General features: G+C 62.1%; 23 protein-coding genes. 20 read left to right on the top strand and 3 right to left on the bottom strand.

The features are described 5' to 3' along the window. The 3 genes from VMX79_10155 to VMX79_10165 form a co-directional block, all read right to left on the bottom strand. A partial coding sequence (locus VMX79_10155; GenBank protein ID HUV87461.1) for a hypothetical protein occupies nucleotides 1-538 on the bottom strand: 538 nt, incomplete at its 3' end. A gap of 92 nt (nucleotides 539-630) precedes the next feature. Next, nucleotides 631-1119 carry a DUF3795 domain-containing protein gene (locus VMX79_10160; protein HUV87462.1) on the bottom strand — a complete coding sequence of 163 codons (489 nt, stop codon included), beginning with the start codon at nucleotides 1117-1119 and terminating at the stop codon, nucleotides 631-633. 58 nt (nucleotides 1120-1177) lie between these two features. After that, on the bottom strand, nucleotides 1178-1714 hold the full coding sequence (locus tag VMX79_10165) for a DUF3795 domain-containing protein (GenBank protein ID HUV87463.1): 537 nt from the start codon (nucleotides 1712-1714) through the stop codon (nucleotides 1178-1180). Between the two features lie 477 nt (nucleotides 1715-2191). Between VMX79_10165 and VMX79_10170 the strand changes: the two genes are divergently transcribed. The 20 genes from VMX79_10170 to VMX79_10265 form a co-directional block, all read left to right on the top strand. After that, complete coding sequence (locus tag VMX79_10170) at nucleotides 2192-2479, top strand: hypothetical protein (protein HUV87464.1); 288 nt, start codon at nucleotides 2192-2194, stop codon at nucleotides 2477-2479. Then, nucleotides 2476-2688: a helix-turn-helix domain-containing protein gene (locus VMX79_10175; GenBank protein ID HUV87465.1), complete on the top strand. Its 213-nt coding sequence runs from the start codon at nucleotides 2476-2478 to the stop codon at nucleotides 2686-2688. The genes VMX79_10170 and VMX79_10175 overlap by 4 nt, the downstream gene beginning before the upstream one ends. Nucleotides 2689-3224: 536 nt before the next feature. Then, nucleotides 3225-4406 (top strand): hypothetical protein, encoded by a 1182-nt coding sequence (locus tag VMX79_10180; GenBank protein ID HUV87466.1) that lies wholly within the window; start codon nucleotides 3225-3227, stop codon nucleotides 4404-4406. Between the two features lie 442 nt (nucleotides 4407-4848). Further along, nucleotides 4849-5331 carry a hypothetical protein gene (locus tag VMX79_10185; GenBank protein HUV87467.1) on the top strand — a complete coding sequence of 161 codons (483 nt, stop codon included), beginning with the start codon at nucleotides 4849-4851 and terminating at the stop codon, nucleotides 5329-5331. Nucleotides 5332-5534: 203 nt separating this feature from the next. Then, nucleotides 5535-6503, top strand: coding sequence for a 6-bladed beta-propeller (locus tag VMX79_10190; protein ID HUV87468.1), 969 nt, complete (start codon nucleotides 5535-5537; stop codon nucleotides 6501-6503). Between the two features lie 418 nt (nucleotides 6504-6921). Beyond that, on the top strand, nucleotides 6922-7767 hold the full coding sequence (locus VMX79_10195) for a hypothetical protein (protein ID HUV87469.1): 846 nt from the start codon (nucleotides 6922-6924) through the stop codon (nucleotides 7765-7767). Between the two features lie 451 nt (nucleotides 7768-8218). Continuing rightward, nucleotides 8219-9187, top strand: a complete 969-nt coding sequence (locus VMX79_10200) for a 6-bladed beta-propeller (protein HUV87470.1) — start codon at nucleotides 8219-8221, stop codon at nucleotides 9185-9187. 181 nt (nucleotides 9188-9368) lie between these two features. Continuing rightward, the gene (locus tag VMX79_10205) at nucleotides 9369-10322 is read left to right on the top strand and encodes a glycosidase (GenBank protein ID HUV87471.1); all 954 of its coding nucleotides are present in this window, start codon (nucleotides 9369-9371) and stop codon (nucleotides 10320-10322) included. 17 nt (nucleotides 10323-10339) lie between these two features. Continuing rightward, entirely contained in the window at nucleotides 10340-11515 is a 1176-nt protein-coding gene (locus tag VMX79_10210) for a glycosyltransferase family 4 protein (GenBank protein HUV87472.1), read from the top strand. Nucleotides 11516-11883: 368 nt separating this feature from the next. Then, nucleotides 11884-12657: a hypothetical protein gene (locus tag VMX79_10215; GenBank protein HUV87473.1), complete on the top strand. Its 774-nt coding sequence runs from the start codon at nucleotides 11884-11886 to the stop codon at nucleotides 12655-12657. Nucleotides 12658-12957: 300 nt separating this feature from the next. Beyond that, on the top strand, nucleotides 12958-13227 hold the full coding sequence (locus VMX79_10220) for a cupin domain-containing protein (protein ID HUV87474.1): 270 nt from the start codon (nucleotides 12958-12960) through the stop codon (nucleotides 13225-13227). Between the two features lie 36 nt (nucleotides 13228-13263). Next, complete coding sequence (locus VMX79_10225) at nucleotides 13264-14259, top strand: hypothetical protein (GenBank protein ID HUV87475.1); 996 nt, start codon at nucleotides 13264-13266, stop codon at nucleotides 14257-14259. Nucleotides 14260-14407: 148 nt separating this feature from the next. Continuing rightward, the gene (locus VMX79_10230) at nucleotides 14408-15277 is read left to right on the top strand and encodes an NHL repeat-containing protein (GenBank protein HUV87476.1); all 870 of its coding nucleotides are present in this window, start codon (nucleotides 14408-14410) and stop codon (nucleotides 15275-15277) included. 184 nt (nucleotides 15278-15461) lie between these two features. Next, complete coding sequence (locus tag VMX79_10235) at nucleotides 15462-15632, top strand: DUF5678 domain-containing protein (GenBank protein ID HUV87477.1); 171 nt, start codon at nucleotides 15462-15464, stop codon at nucleotides 15630-15632. A gap of 71 nt (nucleotides 15633-15703) precedes the next feature. Further along, on the top strand, nucleotides 15704-16042 hold the full coding sequence (locus VMX79_10240) for a hypothetical protein (GenBank protein ID HUV87478.1): 339 nt from the start codon (nucleotides 15704-15706) through the stop codon (nucleotides 16040-16042). Nucleotides 16043-16248: 206 nt separating this feature from the next. Then, nucleotides 16249-16407: a hypothetical protein gene (locus VMX79_10245; protein HUV87479.1), complete on the top strand. Its 159-nt coding sequence runs from the start codon at nucleotides 16249-16251 to the stop codon at nucleotides 16405-16407. Between the two features lie 29 nt (nucleotides 16408-16436). Beyond that, nucleotides 16437-16823: a Fic family protein gene (locus VMX79_10250; GenBank protein ID HUV87480.1), complete on the top strand. Its 387-nt coding sequence runs from the start codon at nucleotides 16437-16439 to the stop codon at nucleotides 16821-16823. A gap of 420 nt (nucleotides 16824-17243) precedes the next feature. After that, nucleotides 17244-17633, top strand: a complete 390-nt coding sequence (locus VMX79_10255) for a hypothetical protein (protein HUV87481.1) — start codon at nucleotides 17244-17246, stop codon at nucleotides 17631-17633. A gap of 52 nt (nucleotides 17634-17685) precedes the next feature. Beyond that, nucleotides 17686-18879 (top strand): hypothetical protein, encoded by a 1194-nt coding sequence (locus VMX79_10260; GenBank protein ID HUV87482.1) that lies wholly within the window; start codon nucleotides 17686-17688, stop codon nucleotides 18877-18879. Beyond that, the coding region (locus VMX79_10265; protein HUV87483.1) for a hypothetical protein at nucleotides 18866-19684 on the top strand (819 nt) is incomplete at its 3' end. The genes VMX79_10260 and VMX79_10265, both read left to right, overlap by 14 nt.

Consider the following 19684-nt stretch of genomic DNA (forward strand, 5'->3'; position numbering starts at 1 on the left):
CCGCCGGGTCCACGACTTCGCCGCCGACGGTGACCAGGACTTCCTTTGAACCGGAGGTGAAGACGAAGTAGCAATCTACAAGCTCGATTACCGCCCGCGAATACTCCCACCCCTCGCCCGGGTGTTTCGCCAGGAACCGCCGCGTGACCTCCTCGCGTTGACTTACGACGGCGGGAAGTCCGTTTTGCCCCCGGATTATGGGCGGTAGCTCCTTCGTTCCGTTGACGATGACGCTGCGGAACCACCCGTTTTTAGTTCGGCCTTCCGGGTCGCGCTCGAGCTCGCGCCACGTCGGCATAGGCTCGCGGCCCGCAAACAAGTACACGACGTAGTATTTTATCTTACCGTCGTAGCTGTAATAAACCTTGGGCTCGGAAACCCGCGCCAACCTGTTGCGCGAATGGTAATGCTCCACCCGACCCTCGAAGGACCGGCACGAGGCTTTCCACGCCAGCTCGGCGGACACGTCGTATTCGCCGGCCCAGGCCCCACCCCCCAGCGCCGCCAGCGCGACGACGCATATAATCTTCCTAATCATATCTCCTACCGCAACGCAAAGGCCGGCAGCGACCGCGCCGCCGGCTCGTTTCCCCGAAAATGCGATTGCCCTCCTCACCTCGAGTCCTCCGGCTAAGGGGTTAAGTCCCGCTCCTCGGCGCGGCAGCCGTAGAGCTCGGCGCCGCAGCCGTCGCATTTCTTTTCGTACCAGGTGAAGCGCGCGCCGCACGACGGGCACTTCCACCGTTCCGCTTGGGCCGCCAGCCACGCCTCGCCGCCGCGCTCGGCTATCGCCGCCAGGTTCTTCAGGACGACCGAGTGGTGCGCGTGCTTGTCGGCCTGGAAGGCCTTGTTGTGCTCGCACGGGTAGTCGTCGCAGTGGGAGCAGAACGCGACGCCGCGCCGGCGGGCGCACAGCCGCATCTCGCAGTCGGCGCACCAGCGCGCCAGGACGTCGGTCCGGCAGCCGCGGCAGGTGAGGTCGTCGACGATATACCCCGGCTCCTCTTGCTCGAGGAGCTTCTCCACCTCGCCGCGTTCGTTGGCCACCAATATCGCGCACGCGCCGCAGTACAGGCCGCAGTACGCGCCGTAATTGAAGTTAGTTTCCCGCTTAGCCACGACGCCGCCTACTTCGTCGCCGGTTTATCATAACGTACGACCTGTTACCTGCCCCCGCTCAGCGGAACCGCCGCAGCTTTTTGCGCAGCTTCCAGTAGGCGGCCTCGCCTTCGTCCTCGCGGGTCTCGTCGTTCGCCCAGTCGTTCTCCTCCGCGCAGGCGTCGTAGAGCTCGGCGCCGCACTTGGCGCACTCCTCCTCGTACCAGGTGAACGGCTCGCCGCACGACGGGCAGCCCCACCGCTTCTTCTGCTCCTCGAGCCAGGCGTCGACGCCGCGGTCGGCGATGGCCTCCAGGTTGGCGGCGATGAGCGTGTGATGGGGGAACCGGTCGCGTTGGAAGGCCTGGATGGTACCGCAGGGGTAGTCGTCGCACTCCGCGCAGGAGTCGAGGCCGCGGTCCTGCGCGCACAGCCGCATGACGCAGTCCTTGCATATCCCCGCCACGGTCTTCGCCTTGCAGCCTTGGCAGACGATATCCTTCGCGTCCAGCTCCCACGCCTTGGCCTTCTTCTCGACCACGCCTTTCACGTTCGCCACCAGGATGGGGCAGGCGCCGCAGTAAATGCCGCAGTACGAATCAAACCGAGTCTTCATTACGCCTCCTTCCCGACGCGAAACGCCGTCGGGTGGAATAAGTAACAAAGAGAGACCGATTATTTATTAAATATTTTATTGTTAGGCCGCTGGGGTTATTGACATTTCGGAATTCGATGGTATACAGGGGACGTAGGGCCTCGTCTTTCACGTTATATTTATAATTCCCCGCGATGCCGTTGTCAACTATAAAAGCCGACCGGAAAACCGCGACATAAGGCAAGGTGTTCCGTTCTGGTTCGGCGCCTACCATACAGGGCGGCCGCTCGCCGCGCTCCTCTGTAGTTACCCCCCAACACTCCACGAGAGACGTAATGACGTTCCGTGGCGTAAGCGCCCGGCTCGAGCCGGCGGACGAAGCTTTCATCCTGCCGGCGCGTAAACTCGCATCGCGCGGCGGCTGGGAGAGGCGCAGTTCGGGCCGGCGCTGCGGTTCGGCGAGGGGGCTTTGGCCGGCGCCCGGGCGGGGGAGGAATTATGAACGCTGACGACATTCAACGTATGCAACGGCGCGACGCGTACGCCGCCGGCGCCCGGGACTTCGGCCGCCACTTCGGCCACGTACTGGCGGCGGTGCTGCTGGGCTTTCTGCAGGGGCTGTTCTGCGCGTGGGTGCTGTGGCTGTTTTGGTTCGCCGCGGTGGAGACGTGGACGGTCCTGGTGTCGCCGGCCTTCATCGCCGGCGCGGAGCTGGTGGCCTTCGCGGCCCTGGCCTGGACCTGGCGGTTGCTGCGCCGGCCGCCATCCCGTAAGGAGGACGAATGAGCGACGTACGCGACGACGACACGCTGGTGGGTTGGAAGGCGGTGGCCGGGGCGCTGGGGGTATCGACGTCGACGGCGCGGCGGTGGACGCGGGAGCTGGGGTTGCCGGCGTACAAGCTCGGCGGCCAGGTCCGCGCCTCGCGCCTCGAGCTGGATAAATGGATAAGAGAGCGGAGGACGGGGGTCGCCCGCGTACCGGTGGGGGCGTAAGGCCTTACGCCCGGCGGCGTCGTAGGGGCGGCCGGCGAGTCGCCCAGAACGCGGCGGTTGTGTACCGGAACCGGGTCCCCGAGGTACGGAGACGTGGGTATCCAGCGAACATTCGAAGTCGGTCGAGTTAGGGGGGCTTATACACGAAAACCTCCTCGAGGCGTTACGGGGACACGACCCGGAATGGCGCGATCGCGGTATAAAATATACGGCTTGGGCAATAATGCAAAGCGGCCAAGCAGTAGATATATATGGCATGGATAAACAAGCATTTTATGACCGTTATTATTGCGTATTGCCTGAGCTCGGGTTCGTAACGAATTTCTGCGAAGCCGCCATATTAGCGGATCCGAGCGTCCAGCAGGAATTGGGTCGGGCGTTGGCGGAGGCGGTTACGACTTGGGCGGGCGTGTGATTTTGTAGTCGGTATCCTTTAAGGGGGTAGTCGGTTCGCGCTTGCGGTGGCTTCACCGTGGCCGTTGTGTTAATATACTTAACGTTACAGTTCCAAACCGATTAACATTTAGGGAGGCGTCGTGGGTAACCGATATTACGCAAAGGCTTATGTAGCGATAGCGTTATGGGTTTTAACGGCTAGTCTCGCGCCGAACGCTACCGGCCCGGCCGCCGCGGCGGCGGGCACTGAGTCTACGTACGTCGTTGATACCGGCGAGCAAATCGACGTCGCCGGCATGGCGCAGGCGGAGGACTTTATCGCGTACGACGACGGGTGGGGGCTCCGCCTCGCCGGCCTCGACGGCCGGCGGTGGGCTACGCTCGAGACGGCGGGGCGCAATCCCGTTTTCTCGCCGGACGGGACCAGGATCGCCTACCGCGTAAATTCCCTTATGCCGACCGACGTATCGCAAGCGCCGAACACCGGTGCCGTAGGGTGGTTCGGCGCCCGGTGGGATTTATATATTATGAAAGTCGACGGCTCGAGGAAAATCCGCCTTAGCGACGGCGAGCACGACGCCGCGTTCAACTCCTTCTCGCCTGACTCCCGCCGCATCGCGTATACCCAGGCCGAGGGCGACAAGCGGGCCGTATACGTCGTCAACGTCGACGGCACCGGCCGGGCCCGCCTCGTCGACGCGGACGGTAGTAATTACGACGCGGCGTTCTCCTACGACGGCGGCCGCGTCGCGTTTACGATGGAGGAGGGAGGCCAGGGCGAGATATACGTGATCAGCTTGGACGGCGGCGAGTTAGCTCGGATTACAGTTAACAAACGCGACGATACGGGCCCGGTATGGTCCCCTGACGGGACGAAGATAGCCTTCTACTCGCGGCGCGGCGACGGGCGAGGAGTTTACGTTATAAACGCCGGCGGGACCGGCGAACGCTGCCTCGTCCGCGGCGGCGAAACGCCGGAAGTTTTCTCGTTCACCCGCGACGGCTCGGCCGTGTTGTTCAACCTGGATGAATTCCCAATAAGGTTGTGCGTCGTTAAACTCGACGGCTCCGACGTTAAAGTTGTTGACGACCTCGTAAATTCCGGGCCCACGCTCTCACCCGACGGCGGTACTATAACCTATACGTCGGAATGGGCAGGCGAATATCAGCTCTACTTGTACTCCCTTTTTCCGGGTCGTTCCGGCGAAGGGGAGGTGCTGGGGCCCGACGGCTGGTGTCCGTGTTGGAACCCTTCCTTCTCGCCGCGGCGCGTCGACGGCGTCCTTTACGATACTTACGGAAAGGTAATTGAGGAGAAATAAAAGGTTCCCTATGCTTTTAGCGCGCCGCTGGACGCCTGGCCCTGCCGGCCTACGTAGGGGCGCACAGCCGTGCGCCCCTACCGTTACCGGTCCCGCGCCGCCCCGGCGGACAAGGGGCTGAAGCCCCTTGTCTATACCGGCCTGTTAGTAGGCCGGGGCGGGCGCCGCGTGAACGCGGCGTTGTAGGCCGCGGGCCGCCCCTCGGTCGCCAGGTCCGCCCCTCCCGCCCGCCGCTTTCCCCTTGACGGCGCGGCGGCCTCGTAACATAATGGGGAGGCGAATCGCCGGGAGGTGCGATATGAGAATTGGGATTATTTTGGTACTCGCGCTGGTCGCCGCGAGCGCCTCGCAGGCCGCCACGGTAGTCGTCGGCGCCAAGGAGAGCCCGCAGAAGGGGCCCTGGTGCGGGACGTGAGGCGACGAGTTCCGGTGCCAGGTCCTGGTGCTGGCCAGCGAGTTGAATTTCGCCGGCGACGTAACGCGGGTGGAGTGGAACGCCTCCGCCGCCGCAACGGGCGCCGGCTTCGGCGACGTCGAGATCACGCTGTGCGAGACGTCGGTTAGCGAACTCACGACGTCTTTCGTCGGCAACTACGGCGGCAACACGCCGGCCCTCATCTACAGCAACAGCTGGCTCGTCGTAACTACCACCGGCGACCAGTGGTTCGGCTTCGACTGCGGAAAGCCCTTCGCCTACGGCGGCAGCAAAAACCTCATCGTCGAGATGCGGTGGCGGCGCGACAACGAGACGACCGTTCCTTCCTGGCACTTCGACACGAAGCCCGCCTTCCGGAACAACGCGGTAGGGACGTACGCCGCGGAGCAGGGGAAGCTGGGGACGTGGTGCTCGCGGCACCGCATCACCTATACGGGCGTAGGCGTCGCGCCCACCTCGCTGGGGCGGGTGAAGGCTATTTTTCGATGATGAATTGTTAAACGGGAATAAAATGGAAAAGCCCGCGGCGTATTTGACTTGCGGCGTATTATCCTATATAATTGATATGATAAACGTAGTAATCTCGGCGAGGAGGCGCGATTACTTGAACTTGTCGCCTTCGGCGGGCTTTATAATCCCGAGAGGTTTGGATAGCAACGGCGAACGCGATGCTGCTAACGGAGGGAAGTCAAATGAAACGTACTATTGCCATCTTTGCGGCCGCGCTGGCGCTGGCGCCCTGCGGCGCCACGGGCGAATGGGTGTACGAGGGTAAATGGGGCTCGGAGGGCACGGGTAACGGCCAATTCGATTGCCCTTCGGGTATCGCCGTCGCCCCCAATAGCAACGTATACGTCGTCGACGTCGGCAACTGCCGCATCCAATACTTCACCTCCAGCGGCTCCTTCCTCGGCAAATGGGGCTCCTCCGGGTCCGGCAGCGGCCAGTTCGAGCAACCCGAAGACGTCGCCCTAGCGGCCGCCGGGACCGTTTACGTGACCGATTGGGGCGCGGACCGCGTCCAATACTTCACCTCGAGCGGTTCTTACCTCGGCCGGTGGGGCTCGTTCGGCTACGGCAACGGCCAATTCCAGGGCCCTTTAGGCGTAGCCGTAGCGCGCGACGGCACTGTTTTCGTGGCGGACTGGGGCAACGACCGCGTCCAATACTTCACCTCGAGCGGTTCTTACCTCGGCCGGTGGGGCTCTACCGGCGCCGGCAACGGCGAGTTCGACGGCCCGGAAGGGATAGCCATAGCGGGCAACGGCGACGTCTACGTGGTGGACAGCGGCAACAACCGCCTCCAGTACTTCACCCCGAGCGGCTCGTTCCGCGGGAAATGGGGCTCGTACGGCTCGGCGAACGGCCAATTCGACCAACCTTGGGGCGTGGCCTTATCGCCCGGTAACCAGGTTTTCCTGACCGACAGCGGAAACCACCGCGTCCAATATTTCACCTCGAGCGGCTCCTTCCTCGGGAAGTGGGGGTCGAAGGGCGCCGGTGACGGCCAGTTCAACTACCCCTACGGCGTCGCGTTGACGCCCGACGGCGGCCGCGTTTACGTCGCCGATGAGGATAACAACCGCGTCCAATATTTCGGCTGGACCGAGCCCGCCGTCTCCCCCACCTCCCTCGGGCATGTGAAGGCGTTGTTCCGGTAAGGGTTGTAGGGGCGACCGGCTGGTCGCCCTCAGAGGGCCGGGGGCTGAAGCCCCCGTTTAACCGCCCCTTGTTCCGGGCCGGCCCTTACGCCGGCCTTCTTTTTTTGAACGTCGGCGCGGCCTAAGAGGCCGGCCCTGCGCGTTTACGTACTACCTCGCGCCCCCGACCCGTTTTTATTGACAATGGGTTTATTATCGGCTATATTATATGTAGACGTTCTAACAAGCGCGGCGACGGCTCGCCGCTCCTAAGCGCGGAGGGTAAGATCGAGCGCTACGTTCTTTTGGGATGGATGCTTCCGGCGGTCGTTAGCGCGGGCGTGGTTCCGCGCTAGTAGCTAAAACCGAAGTTGGGCCTGTTCCCCGCTTGGGTTTTTTTAAATTTAATGCCGTAGGTTTAGGGCGAAAGGAGACCGGAATGAAGAGGGTGCTAATATTCGCGGCCGCCGCGGCGCTCGTTACGGCCGGCGTGGCCTTCGGCGACTGGCTCTACGAGGGAAAGTGGGGAACGGAAGGCAGCGGCAACGGCCAATTTAACCGACCTTACGGCGTCGTCGTCGGCTCGAATGGGGTCGTATACGTCGTTGACCGGTTAAACAACCGCATACAATACTTCACGGCCACAGGTACGTTCCTGGGTAGATGGGGCTCTCGCGGCGTGGGCGACGGCCTGTTCGACATCCCTTCCGGTATTGGCTCGGCGCCCAACGGCAACATCTACGTAACGGACACGGGCAACGACCGCGTCCAATACTTCACCTCGAGCGGTTCTTTCCTCGGCAAGTGGGGGACTATAGGTACGGGTAACGGCCAATTCCGGGATCCGATAGACGTGGCCTTGAACCCTTACGGCAACGCGTACGTAACCGAAACCCTCGGTAGTCGCGTCCAGTACTTCACCGCGGCGGGTTCGTATCTTGGGATGTGGGGTTCGCGCGGCTCCGGTAACGGGCAGTTCAATGGAGCGGACGGCATAGTTATAGCGTCGAACTACAACGTCTACGTAGCAGACTCGGACAACAACCGCGTCCAGTACTTCGACGCCACGGGTTCGTTCCTCGGGAAGTGGGGCTCGTTGGGCTCGGGCAACGGTCAATTCAATAACCCCCGGGCGTCGCTTTGGCCCCGAACGGCGACGTCTACGTCGTCGACTCGGTCAACAACCGCGTCCAATACTTCACGCCCACGGGCTCGTTTCTCGGCAAATGGGGGTCGGAGGGGTCGGGCAACGGCCAATTCCGTCGCCCCACCGGCGTCGCCTTAAATACGACCGGTAGTAGGGTTTACGTCGCCGACCAGAACAACAACCGCATCCAATATTTCAAGTGGGTCAACGTAGGGCTCGAGCCCGCCTCCCTCGGCCGCGTGAAGGCGTTGTTCCGGTAGGGGCGGCCGGCCGGCACCGTTTATGTAGGGGCGCACGGCTGTGCGCCCTCATAGGGGTATCTTGCGCCCCCGACCCGTTTTTATTGACAAAGGGAACGGTATCGGTTAAAATAAAAATAGACCGTCTAACAAGCGCGGCGACGGCTCGCCGCTCCTAAGCGCGGAGGGTAAGATCGAGCGTTACGTTCTTTTGGGTTCAAGCTCTCGGCGGTCGTCGGCGCGGCCGTGGTTCCACGTTAATAACGAACATCCAAGTCGGGCCTCTTGCCCCGCCTGGGTCTTTATTTATTAAATTTAACGCCGTAGTTTTAGGGCGAAAGGAGACCGAAATGAAGAGGGTGCTAATTTTCGCGGCCGCCGCGGCGCTCTTTACGGCCGGCGTGGCCTTCGGCGACTGGCTCTACGAGGGAAAGTGGGGCTCGAAGGGCACGGGCAACGGCCAGTTCGACTCGCCCGAAGGGATCGCCGTAGGCGGCGCCGGTTACGCGTACGTGGCCGACATGGTGAACCATCGCATCCAATACTTCACCCCCGACGGTTCCTTCCTCGGCAAATGGGGCTCGGAGGGCAAGGGCGACGGCGAGTTCGAACTTCCTCCCGACGTTGCGGTAGGCCTGGGCGGCAACGTATACGCCGCCGACATGGGCAATAACCGCATCCAATACTTCACCTACAGCGGTTCCTTCCTCGGCAAGTGGGGCTCCCGCGGCACGGGCAACGGCCAGTTCATGGCTCCTTGGAGCGTTGCGACGAGCCTGGCCGCGAACGTTTACGTCGTCGACATGGGCAACTGCCGCATCCAATACTTTACCTCCGGCGGTTCCTTCCTCGGCAAGTGGGGCTCGATGGGCTCCGGCGACGGCCAATTCTACAATCATAGGGGTGTAGCCGTCGCCGCCAACGGCAACGTATACGTCGCGGATGCCGGCAACGACCGGGTCCAATATTTCGGACCGATGGGCTACTTCATCGGGAAATGGGGCTCGAACGGTACGGGCAACGGCCAATTTGACGGACCTGAGGGCATAGCGATAGACTCGTACGGCAACGTTTACGTCGCCGATACCCATAATAATCGCATCCAATATTTCACCCCCAACGGTTCCTTCCTCGGGAAATGGGGCTCGGAGGGCACGGGCGACGGCCAATTCAGGGTGCCCCGTGGCGCCGACGTCGCGCCGGATGGCTCCGTTTACGTAGCCGATACCGGCAATAACCGTATCCAATACTTCAAATGGGACCCGAACACGAGCCTCGAGCCGGCGTCGCTGGGCCGCGTGAAGGCGTTGTTCCGGTAAGGGTTGTAGGGGCGACCGGCTGGTCGCCCTCAGAGGGCCGGGGGCTGAAGCCCCCGTTTAACCGCCCCTTGTTCCGGGCCGGCCTTCGGGTCGGCTCGCGTTTTAATCGGTTGCTTTTGGCACCGTTATAAGCTATAAATAAATATTGAGGGTGCAACGCCCGCCCTGCGGGAGGCACGCAATGGCAGAAACGGACGCCGGATGCCAGCTCGGCGACGAGCTCTTCCGCCGGTTCGAGAAAAACCCCATATTGACCGCGGACCTGTGGCCGTACCAAGCCCACGCCGTCTTCAACCCGGGCGCGGCCCTCGTCGACGGCGAGACGCTGCTGTTAGTGCGGGTGGAGGACCTGCGCGGCTTCTCCCACCTCGCCGCGGCCCGTAGCGCCGACGGCAAAACGAATTGGCGCGTCGACGCCGAACCGGCCCTCGTAGCCGACGAGGCCCACAACGAACAACAGTTCGGCGTCGAGGACCCGCGCGTTGTCTGGCTCGAGCCGCTGGGCGAGTATGCCGTGGTGTACACGTCGTTCATACGCGACGAGACCGTGGTCTCGCTCGCCACCACGGCCGACTTCAAGACGTTCACCCGCTACGGCCGCCTCTTGCCGCCGGAGGACAAGGACGCGTCGCTGTTCCCGCGCAAGGTAAACGGCCGCTTCGCGTTGATCCACCGGCCCGTCATCCGCGGCGAGGCCCACATGTGGATATCGTTCTCGCCCGACCTCAAGTACTGGGGCGACCACCGCCTGCTGTTGACGACGCGCCCGGCCTCCTGGGACGTCCACCGCGTCGGCCTGGGGCCGCCCCCCATCGAGACGGCCGAGGGGTGGTTCGTGGTATACCACGGCGTGCGGCGCACCGCCTCCGGCAGCCTTTACCGCAGCGGCCTCGCCCTTCTCGACCTCGACGAGCCGTGGCGCGTCATCCGCCGCAGCGAGGACTGGGTCTTCGGCCCGCGCACTTATTACGAGATGATAGGCGACGTACCGGGGGTCGTGTTTCCGTGCGGCGTCGTGCTGGACGAGGAAACGCGCGAACTCCGTATTTACTACGGCGCCGCCGACTCCGTCGTGGCGTTGGCGACGACCGACTTCGACGAGGTGCTGAGTTACCTCAAAACCTACAAGGTTTAAACTTCCGTCGGGGGTTTATGGTTTCTTGGCCGGGTTTGTACGTAGTATCTACGTACCGGCCCCGTCTCTGCGGCCTGGCGACCTTCGCCTACGACCTGGCGTCGGCGCTGGCCCAAGGCCGGGGCGAGAAGCTGGGCGCGGGCGGCAGCGTAGCGGTCGTCGCCATGAGCGAGCGGCAGCGCCGCCGGCCGTACGGCGCCGAGGTCCGGGCCGTCGTACGCGCGTCGCGGCTCGAGGACTACGTCGCCGCGGCGAAGCTGGTGAACGAGTCGTCCGCGGCGGTCGTATCGCTGCAGCACGAGTACGGCGTTTTCGGCGGCCGGGCGGGCCGGTACGTTTTGACCTTCCTCGATCGCCTGAAGAAACCCGTAGTGACGACGCTACATACGGTTCTGGCCGAGCCCAAGCCGATGCAGCGCGAGGTCCTTATTAAAGTATGCGAACGCTCCGCCGCGGTCGTGGTCCAGGCCGAAAAGGCGGCCGAGTTCCTGACGGGCATCTACGGCGTAAGGGGCGAAAAGGTCCACGTCGTTCACCACGGCACGCCGGATGTCCCGTTCGCGGACGCGGCGCCGTTTAAAAAGGCCGTCGGCGTGGAAGGCCGGAAGGTAGTCCTGACGTTCGGCCTCATCAGCCCCCGCAAGGGCATTCAGGTCGCGGTAAGAGCCCTGGCGGACGTCCTCCCGCAATTCCCCGAGTCGTTGTACTTAATCCTGGGCGCCACGCACCCGACGATAAAAAAACGTTACGGCGAGGCGTACCGCGCGTCCTTGCAAAAGGCCATCGACCGGCTGGGCCTGCACGACCACGTCCGTTTCGTCAACCGCTTCGTCTCGCTGGACGAATTGTTGACGTACCTCCGCGCCGCGGACGTATACGTCACGCCGTACCTGAACGAGGACCAGATATCCTCCGGGACGTTGGCGTACGCCGTAGCCTGCGGCAAAGCGATAATCTCGACGCCGTATTGGTACGCGCGAGAGCTGTTGGGCGCCGACCGTGGCATCTTGGTGCCCTTCCGCGACTGGCGGACGCTGGCCTTTTGGCTCGCGGAGCTCCTGGCGCACGACGGCGCGCGGCGGTACCTCGAGCGGCGGGCGTACCGCTTCGGCCGGCGGATGACGTGGGCCCGCTCCGCGGCGGCGTACGAGAGGCTGTTTCGCGACGCGGCCCGCGAAACCTCGGCCGCGTGAAGGCGTTGTTTAAGTAGGGGCGACTGGCCAGTCGCCCGCGTCGTACAAGGGGCGTTAACAAGGGGCTTAAGCCCCTTGTTAAGCTATCATACCGCGCCGGCCTCCCTCGGCCGCGTGAAGGCGCTGTTCCGGTAGGGGCGACCGGCTATTCGTCCTCGGGGCGTCGTTTGTTACCAACCGGCGCACCGCCGCCGTTTCTGTAGGGGCGACTGGCAAGTCGCCCAAAAACAGCAAGGGGCTTAAGCCTCTTACCCGTTGCGTTTATCGTAGGGGCCGACTTTAAGGTCGGCCCGTTTTTATTTGTAGTTGTCAAGGTTTTTCTGTTATATTTATTTGCAGAGCGCAGTAGCTCGAGGAGGTAAAGGGAAATGAGGAAGCTAGCGATAACTACGGCCGCGGCGCTCGGCGCGCTGGCGGCCGTTTGCGCTTGGGGCGAGGTAGGTTCCGTCATCAGCTCGTTTCCGTGGCCCGGCGCGCGCAACGTCTACCGCGGCGCCGATTACGCCTACAGCGTCGCAAGCCCCAATACGCTGCGGGCGTATACCGTGAACGGCTCGCTAGTTAACTCCGTAAATCTCGCCGGTTTAACCGACGCGGGGGACGCGGACCACAGCGTTCTGGGCGGGGGCTACCTGGCCGTCCTGGACGGTGCGAATATGTTGCGGGATTACGTCGTATCGACCGGCTCGCTCGCCAGGTCGGTCGCGGTCCCCGACAAGATCGGCTACGGTTACATCCCCGGCGGCGCCTATATGTACGTCGCGGCCGGGGCGTACGTTCACCGCTACACGACCGCCGGGAGCCTGGTGAGCTCCTTCCGCATTTTGGGCCCCTATATAGGCGGCATAGCGGCGACGCGCACCTTCGAGGGCCGGAGCGGCGAATACGTCGTCGTCGCGGTGTGGGCTTACGACTCGGACGTGGGGATGGTGTATACGGCGACCGGCTCGACCGTAGCGACTTTTTCCATCCCCGGGACGACTCACGGCTGCGTCTGCGGGCCGGGGTACCCGGCCTCTTTTGGGACAACGTTTTGGTGCAATTCGGACGTCGGCGGCCGGCGGGCCTATCAGCTGGACCTCGGCAACGGCACGGCCGTTGCGCCTGTCTCGCTGGGCCGCATCCGGGCGTTGTTCCGGTAACGCCACGCCGTCTGATTGGTGGCGTCGGTTATTACCAACCGACGCCGTTCCGGCAGGGGCGCAAGGCCTTGCGCCCCTACTGTCCGAAAACGCGTAGGGGCCGACCTTCAGCTCGAGCCGTTTTACCGTGGCATCGTCCCCGGGGGCGACCGGCCAGTCGCCCGGATACACGAAGGGGGGGCGACTGGCAAGTCGCCCCTGCGCGGCGTAATCCAAACAGGAGGTCGAACCTTAGTACCAGAGGAATTCTTCCCGGAAATAGTTACCAACCTGCCGCGGGCCGACGTCCCCGGCGAAGGCGTGCGGGCGTACCTCTTGCAGGGCGAGCGTAAGCAGGTGGTCTTCGTCGCGTTCGAGGCCGACGTCGACGCGCCGGAGGAATCGCACGCGGCGCAGTGGGTCGTCGTCCTGGACGGCGAGGTAGAGCTAACAATGGGCGGCGAGAAGGCCGTTTACCGAAGAGGGGATACGTACTTTATCCCCGCCGGCGCCCCGCATGCGGCCCGCATTAAAGCGGGCTCCCGCCTGCTGGACCTCTTCGACCAGGCCGACCGGTATCGGCCCAGGTAGGGGCGCAAGGCCTTGCGCCCCCGGGCGGTTCGCGATATGAATAAACCCGTTGGGTTCCTCGTAGCTTCGTTGTACCTCGTAGCGTCTTACCCCGGCCCGGCGGCCGGAGAGGCCGTCGTCGCGTACGAGTACGCGGGGGAGTGGGGGGGAGAAGGCTCAGGGGAAGGTTATTTTAAAGGGTTAAATGCCGTGGCGGTTAGTTTATCCGGTAATATCGTATATACTTTGGAAAGTACCGGTCGCCGGGTCCAATACTTTAAATCGAACGGCGAATTCCTAGGCGCTTGGGGCGAAGCCCCGGTACCCGACGGAACGAGTTTCTTGTTCACCGGGGCCGTGGGGGGCCCCGACGATATGATAAATTGGCCTTACGATATTTGCGTAGGCCCGGGTAACCGCGTTTACGTGGCGGACCCGGGCCCGTTGCGGATTAAATACTATACCGCGTTTGGTTCTTTCCTCGGCGGGTGGGAAAGGGCAACGCGTAGTAACGGAGAGTGGACGGCGGTCGCCGCCGCGCCTGATGGCAAAGTGTACGTAACGGACTACGACGAGAATTACGTTCGGTACTTCGAACCCGCCGGCGAACCGCTGGGTTTGTGGTGTGGCGGCGCCAACCCGACGTTCGAACCCCAAGACGTGGGGGATTTGGCCGTAGGCCCGGACGGTACCGTTTACTTAACCGCGTGCTACGAGGATTTCGTGCAACGTTTTACGGCCGAGGGTCAATTCCTCGTTAAATGGGGCACCGGCGGCGAGGGCCCGGGTGAGTTCTCTTCACCCGTCGGTATAGCAATAGACGCCGACGGCACGGTATACGTTGCCGACAACGTCGACGGCGGAAGGACGTTTCGGGTTCAGTTTTTCAATCGAGAGGGAGATTTTAAGGGCGAATTCCGATGCCGTTCGAAAGCAGATAAAAAAAACACGACGGTGGAAAGTATCGCGGTTGCCCCCGATGGTACTTTATACGTTGCGGATGGCAGTAACGAGCGGATAATTTATTTCCGCCGCGCCGAAACGGTCGAATAAAATAATAACCCCCCTATCGGAAGAATTGTACGGTTTTCGCGCCGTGTCTTTAAACGTTTTAAAAAATAACCTCCGGATATTAACTTCGGCGCTCGGGCTCGCGTTCGTTTGTTTAACTCGCGCCGCGGCCGCTGGCGGACCCACGCCCATGACCTTCGAGTACGCTGGGGAGTTCCGTACGGACCAATTCTCTAATGAAGGCCGAGTCGCCGCGCCGGCCGATATCGCGGTGGGCCCGGAAGGCGACCTATTTATACTCGATTTCGTTAACGGCTGTGTTTGGCGCCTGTCGCACGAAGGCGAACTAAAAACTACTTTGGAATTAGGCGAGGATACGCGGTTATCGCGCCCTAGCACCCTGGCCGTAAGCAGAGATGGAGAGGTCTACGTCGCGGATTACGTAAACCACGCCGTTTTTCGCTTTAACCCTCAAAATGAGTTGATAGACTGCTGGAACGCCGCTGACGGCGGCCACGTTGATTTCGTTGGCGTACACGCCGTGGCCGTTTCTCCGGAGGGTATAGTGTACGTTACGAAGTTAAGGCGATCGAGCGAAGACTCCGTTTCGTTTTTTTCACGACAGGGGTTTTTCTTGGGCGAGTTGTATTCCGGGGGCGTGTGGCCCGAGCGATTCGAGTGTCCAGATGATGTAGCTGTCGCTGGCGACGGTACGGTATGCGTTGTCGATAGGTTCAAAGGCCTTATCCAGCGTTTCACCCCCGACGGCGCTTTCCTGGGGCAATCGCGTTTGCCCGGCGCATATACGCGTTATAGGGTATTAAACGTGGCGGTAAGCTCGCAGGGAGAGGTTTTCGTAGCCTGTCCGGATTTCGACCAGATATTACGCTACGGCTCGGACGGTACGTATTTAGGTTCGTTTGGGTCGAAAGGAACGGGCCCCGGTTTTTTCGACGGCGTACGCTCCGTGGCCGTGGCCCCCTCCGGTTTAGTCTACGTAATAGATATCTACAACCGCAGGATACAGTATTTCGAACCCGTGTATACTTCCGACCAGTAATAATTCCCCTAACCACCCCCGCCCCCTTTTAACCGCATTTAACCCCCTTTAGCGCGTTGACTGCGGCGTATACGTCGTTTATGGTATAAACAAAGCGGGGCCGGCGCGGCGCCGATTAACTTGACTACATGCGTTTCGTTGTGGTATATTATTGAGCGTGAACCGTGCGCACGGAGATGATGGCATGAGCTGCGAAGGAAAATGGATCGCGTACGACGAAAGCGGCGAAAAGCCCGTAGCGGTAGATAGTTCGGCCGAGAAGGCTTTCGACGAGGCTAAGTCGAAGGGCGTCGAACACCCGGTGCTCGCTTTCTGCCCCCCCGAGGGTTGTACCGCCTTTTACGGCGTCCGATGAAGTTCGATTGGCATAAACTAAGAGAAGATAGGGCCGGCACTCTTGTAACAATAAAGGAAGTACCGGCCATTTTGATTAGGTTTTACCGCGGGGAAGACTATATCGATATATACGGCCTGGTGGACTCCGGCGCCGACGAGACTATACTCCCGGCGTGGGTAGGCCGGAAACTGGGGATAAACATTACGAGCGGCGAATTAAGAAAAGGGGTGGGGTGCGGCGGCCTGTTCGATTTTTACTATTTCGAAGAAATCGAAGTCTCCGTAGGAGGCGAGGACTTTTCGATCCCGGTTTGTTTCGTAGAAGACGACGGCCAGCCTCCCCTCCTCGGATTATCGGGCATTTTCGCGCGATATAAGGTCGTAATCGATGCCAAGAAAAAGACTATCGAGCTGAAGCCGTATAGATGACCGCCGCCTATCCGTTTTATTTCCTCTTCCCCTAACCACCCCCGCCCCCTTTTAACCGCATTTAGCCCCCTTTAACACGTTGACTCGCGCGCCGCCGCTGTTATTGGTAGAAGATGCAGACTTGTTTTAAGTTTCGGCTTTATACCCTTGACCTCGGCGTTGGGATATTGCTATAATATATGCGAGGAGATTCGAAAGGGTTTATCATGGTTACCGATAAGAAAATCATCTGCGGTTCCAAAGAGGCTTCGAAGAAAGCGCCTTCGAAGTACGACAAGTCGAAAGTCAACCCCGACGTGCCGAAGAAATTCGACGAGATATTCAAAAGGCGTAAGGAGGCTCTCGACAAATTAGCAAAAATGTGATCCCGGAAGAGGACGTCGTGTACCTCAGCGTGGACGACGTCCTCAGTATATATTGGGGGTTAGTAAGAAAGTACGCAAATACCGCGGACCCGATTGAACCGGCTGGCGTTCAATCGGTTTCTTTATTGGAAATGGTCGTTAACCGACCGAAAACGGGAGCAGGCGAGAAGCGGTTTTTCAAGTCTATACCGTATAAAGGTGCCGCGTTGGCTCACGGGATTGCGGGTTTCCACCCTTTCTATAACGGAAATAAGCGGACGGCACATGTGGCGGCCGAAATGTTTTTCGAGCTTAACGGTTTTTGTTTAAAGTTGGAAAACGACGAAATAGAGCCGTACCTTTTAAGAGTTGTTAACCACGAGTGGGGTTTACCCGAAGTTAGCGATTTTTACGCCGGACACCTTCATAACGGCTAGAGAGTTTCAAGAAAGGGAGTACAAAAAGATCGCGTGGATAAACGAGACAAAACCTGAGGGCGTTTACGATAAAATACGCCGTAAGATTTTCAAGCCGCGCCCCCCAAAGAAGAAACGTTAATCGCCATACCCCCTAACCACCCCCGCCCGCTTTTAACCGCATTTAGCCCCCTTTAGCGCGTTGACTAATGCTCCGCCGCTGCTATTAATATAGGCGAGCGCGGCTCCACTCGAGCCCGCGCCTTAGTCCTTACCGGCTCGCGGTGAACCCGCGCGGTTAAAGTGCAGCCGCGAGCACCCCCTCCGGGGGGAAACCGTACGTTTCATCGTTCGAAGAAACCATACGTTTCATCGTCCGGCCTCCCTATGAACGGATAAGGGTATTGGGGGGGAGGCCGCAGTACGTACCCGCCTTAACGTGTGCCATCCAACAAAGAACCCACCGACGAGCGCCTGGCCGAGGTCCTCGCCTCCTCTCGCACCAAGGGCCTCGTCGCCAAAGGCCGGACTCTCGGCGTCGGCGTTCGCACCCTCGTCCGCAAGCTCACCTCCGCCGTCTGGGCCGCCTCGCGGCGCCGCCTCGACGCCTACCTCCTCAGCCGCGCCGCCCGCGTCTACGAGGTCCTGGCGGACCGCGCCGAGGAGGGCGACTACAAGGCGATCCAACTCTTCCTGAAGGAACTCGAGGCCGCCGCGGAACGCGCCCGCCAACCCGGCGGCGGCGAGGGCGCCGTTGAAATCATCTCCGAAGTTGTGCCTCCCGAAAACTCGCGTAAGAATAAGGGACGCAACGCTAAGGCGAAATCCTAAGCAATATGCCATTTACCGGGCGTGCGTTCTCGATAAACACAGGCGCGTCGTCGTGCGCGCCGGCCGCAAGTTCGGCAAGACCTTTACGGCCGTGCGCGTCGCCCGCGACTGGGCCGCCGACGCCGAACCCGGCGCGTACGTCCTCGTCGCCGCGCCCGAGTACGCTTACCTGCGCGACCAGCTCGTCCCCGAAATGGTACGCGCCATCCCGGCCGAGGCCCTCCGGGGCGGCGGCTGGGGCGCCGCGTACAACAAGACGGAGCATATATTGACGCTGGCCAACGATGCCAAAATAATCCTGCGCTCGATGGACAACCCGGACGCCGTCAGGCCGCTCTCCGTCGCGGGCCTGGTGGCCGAGGAGTTCTCCCTCTGGAGCCGCTACGCCTGGGAGGAGTGCGTCCGCCCGACGTTGATGGCGAAAGACGCGCCGGCCCTATTCATCTTCACGCCCAAGGGCCTCAACCAGGCGCACGAGCTGTGGGCTCGAGCCGCCGCCGCCGAGCCGGGCTACGTCGGTTTCCACTACACCAGCTACGACGGCATCCTGCCGGCGGCCGGCATAGACGCCGAGGCCCGCGGCCTTCCCGAGAACGTCTACCGCCAGGAAATTCTGGCGGAGTTCCTGGGCGACCTGGGCGGCGTCTTCCGCGACGTCCGCGAGTGCGTCGCGGGCGACCTGGAGGACCCGCAGCCCGGCGAGACGTACGTCGTCGGCTGCGACCTGGGCAAGACGACCGACTTCACCGTAATGTGCGTGCTCAAGCGCTCGAGCCGCGCGCTGGTCCACTTCGAGCGCTTCAACCAACTCGACTGGGAGTTCCAGGTGGCGAAAGTCCGCAGCGCCTCGAGCCGCTACCACGACGCGACGGTGTGGCTCGACAGCACCGGCCTGGGCGACCCGGTCTACGACCGCTTGAAGTCGCTGGGCGTCCCGGCGCGCGGCTACAAGTTCACCGCCGAAACCAAGCGCCGGCTGGTGGAGAACCTGGCGCTGGCGCTGGCGGAGCGAACCGTTCGCTTTCCGGAAGTCCCGGCTCTGCTGAGCGAGCTTGAGATCTACGCCGCCGAGCAGCTCCCGGGGGGCGGCGTCCGCTACGGCGCGCCGGCCGGCTACCACGACGACGCGGTGACCGCGCTGGCGCTGGCCTGTTGGGGATTAGGGCGCGGCAGCTCGAGCGCCCTACCGACCGCCGACGGCGGCCGGGTATACCAAAGCAGAGGTTTAGACCATGGCGCAGAATAAAGACCGCACCAGGCCGCCGGCGTCGTATCAGGCGTCGCTGACCCGTTTTTATTACCAGTACGCCGCGCGGCTCATCGCCGAGCTGGGCGTCTACAACCCCTCGTCGATATCGTTCTCCTCGCTCAAGCGGATGCGCGAGTACCCGCAGATTCACTTCGGCCTGGCCGTCATAAAGATGGCGGTCCTCGCCGCCGAGAAGCGCGTGGTGTGCGACGACGCCGACGTGCGCCGTTTCGTCGAGTCGCAGTACCTCCGGCCGTGGAGCGACCGCTTCACCAAGATGTGCCTCAACGCCCTCGACTTCGGCTACGCGCCGGTGGAGCACGTGTGGACCTCGGCGGACTACCACGGCGCGACGAAGTGGGTCTTCCGCGAGCTGCGCGACCCGCACCCCGAGAACTGCCGCTGGCTGGCCGACGAGCGCGGTTCCTACAAAGGCTTCCAGCAGCTCGCCGGCGACATCATAAACGTCCCCGCCGACAAGTCGGCCTGGTATGCCCACGACGACGAGTTCGGCAACCTCTACGGCACCCCGGCCACCAAGTCCTGCTACCGCGCCTGGTACAACCACGAGATGCTGACGCTGTTCATGCTGCGCGAGGCCGAGCGCTTCGGCACCCCCTTCGTGAAGGTGAAGTACCCGCCCGACACCGGCGACGACGTGACCAACCGCGGCGCGGCGCAGACGCTGGGCCGCGACGTGCGCGACAACTCCTACGTCACGCTGCCCCAGGTCTTCGACGACGGCCGCAACCCGCTGTGGGACGTCGACGTCGTCGCGCCCGCCGGCGACGGCAGCCACTGG

The organism is bacterium (assembly GCA_035529855.1).
Classification (GTDB): Bacteria; RBG-13-66-14; B26-G2; order WVWN01; family WVWN01; genus WVWN01.

Excerpts from the sequence above, each read along its gene's own strand:
- VMX79_10165 (HUV87463.1), bottom strand. The coding sequence starts at position 1,714 with ATGAAGACTCGGTTTGATTCGTACTGCGGCATTTACTGCGGCGCCTGC.
- VMX79_10170 (HUV87464.1), top strand. The coding sequence starts at position 2,192 with ATGAACGCTGACGACATTCAACGTATGCAACGGCGCGACGCGTACGCC.
- VMX79_10175 (HUV87465.1), top strand. The coding sequence starts at position 2,476 with ATGAGCGACGTACGCGACGACGACACGCTGGTGGGTTGGAAGGCGGTG.
- VMX79_10190 (HUV87468.1), top strand. The coding sequence starts at position 5,535 with ATGAAACGTACTATTGCCATCTTTGCGGCCGCGCTGGCGCTGGCGCCC.
- VMX79_10195 (HUV87469.1), top strand. The coding sequence starts at position 6,922 with ATGAAGAGGGTGCTAATATTCGCGGCCGCCGCGGCGCTCGTTACGGCC.
- VMX79_10200 (HUV87470.1), top strand. The coding sequence starts at position 8,219 with ATGAAGAGGGTGCTAATTTTCGCGGCCGCCGCGGCGCTCTTTACGGCC.
- VMX79_10205 (HUV87471.1), top strand. The coding sequence starts at position 9,369 with ATGGCAGAAACGGACGCCGGATGCCAGCTCGGCGACGAGCTCTTCCGC.
- VMX79_10210 (HUV87472.1), top strand. The coding sequence starts at position 10,340 with ATGGTTTCTTGGCCGGGTTTGTACGTAGTATCTACGTACCGGCCCCGT.
- VMX79_10215 (HUV87473.1), top strand. The coding sequence starts at position 11,884 with ATGAGGAAGCTAGCGATAACTACGGCCGCGGCGCTCGGCGCGCTGGCG.
- VMX79_10225 (HUV87475.1), top strand. The coding sequence starts at position 13,264 with ATGAATAAACCCGTTGGGTTCCTCGTAGCTTCGTTGTACCTCGTAGCG.
- VMX79_10230 (HUV87476.1), top strand. The coding sequence starts at position 14,408 with ATGACCTTCGAGTACGCTGGGGAGTTCCGTACGGACCAATTCTCTAAT.
- VMX79_10235 (HUV87477.1), top strand. The coding sequence starts at position 15,462 with ATGAGCTGCGAAGGAAAATGGATCGCGTACGACGAAAGCGGCGAAAAG.
- VMX79_10245 (HUV87479.1), top strand. The coding sequence starts at position 16,249 with ATGGTTACCGATAAGAAAATCATCTGCGGTTCCAAAGAGGCTTCGAAG.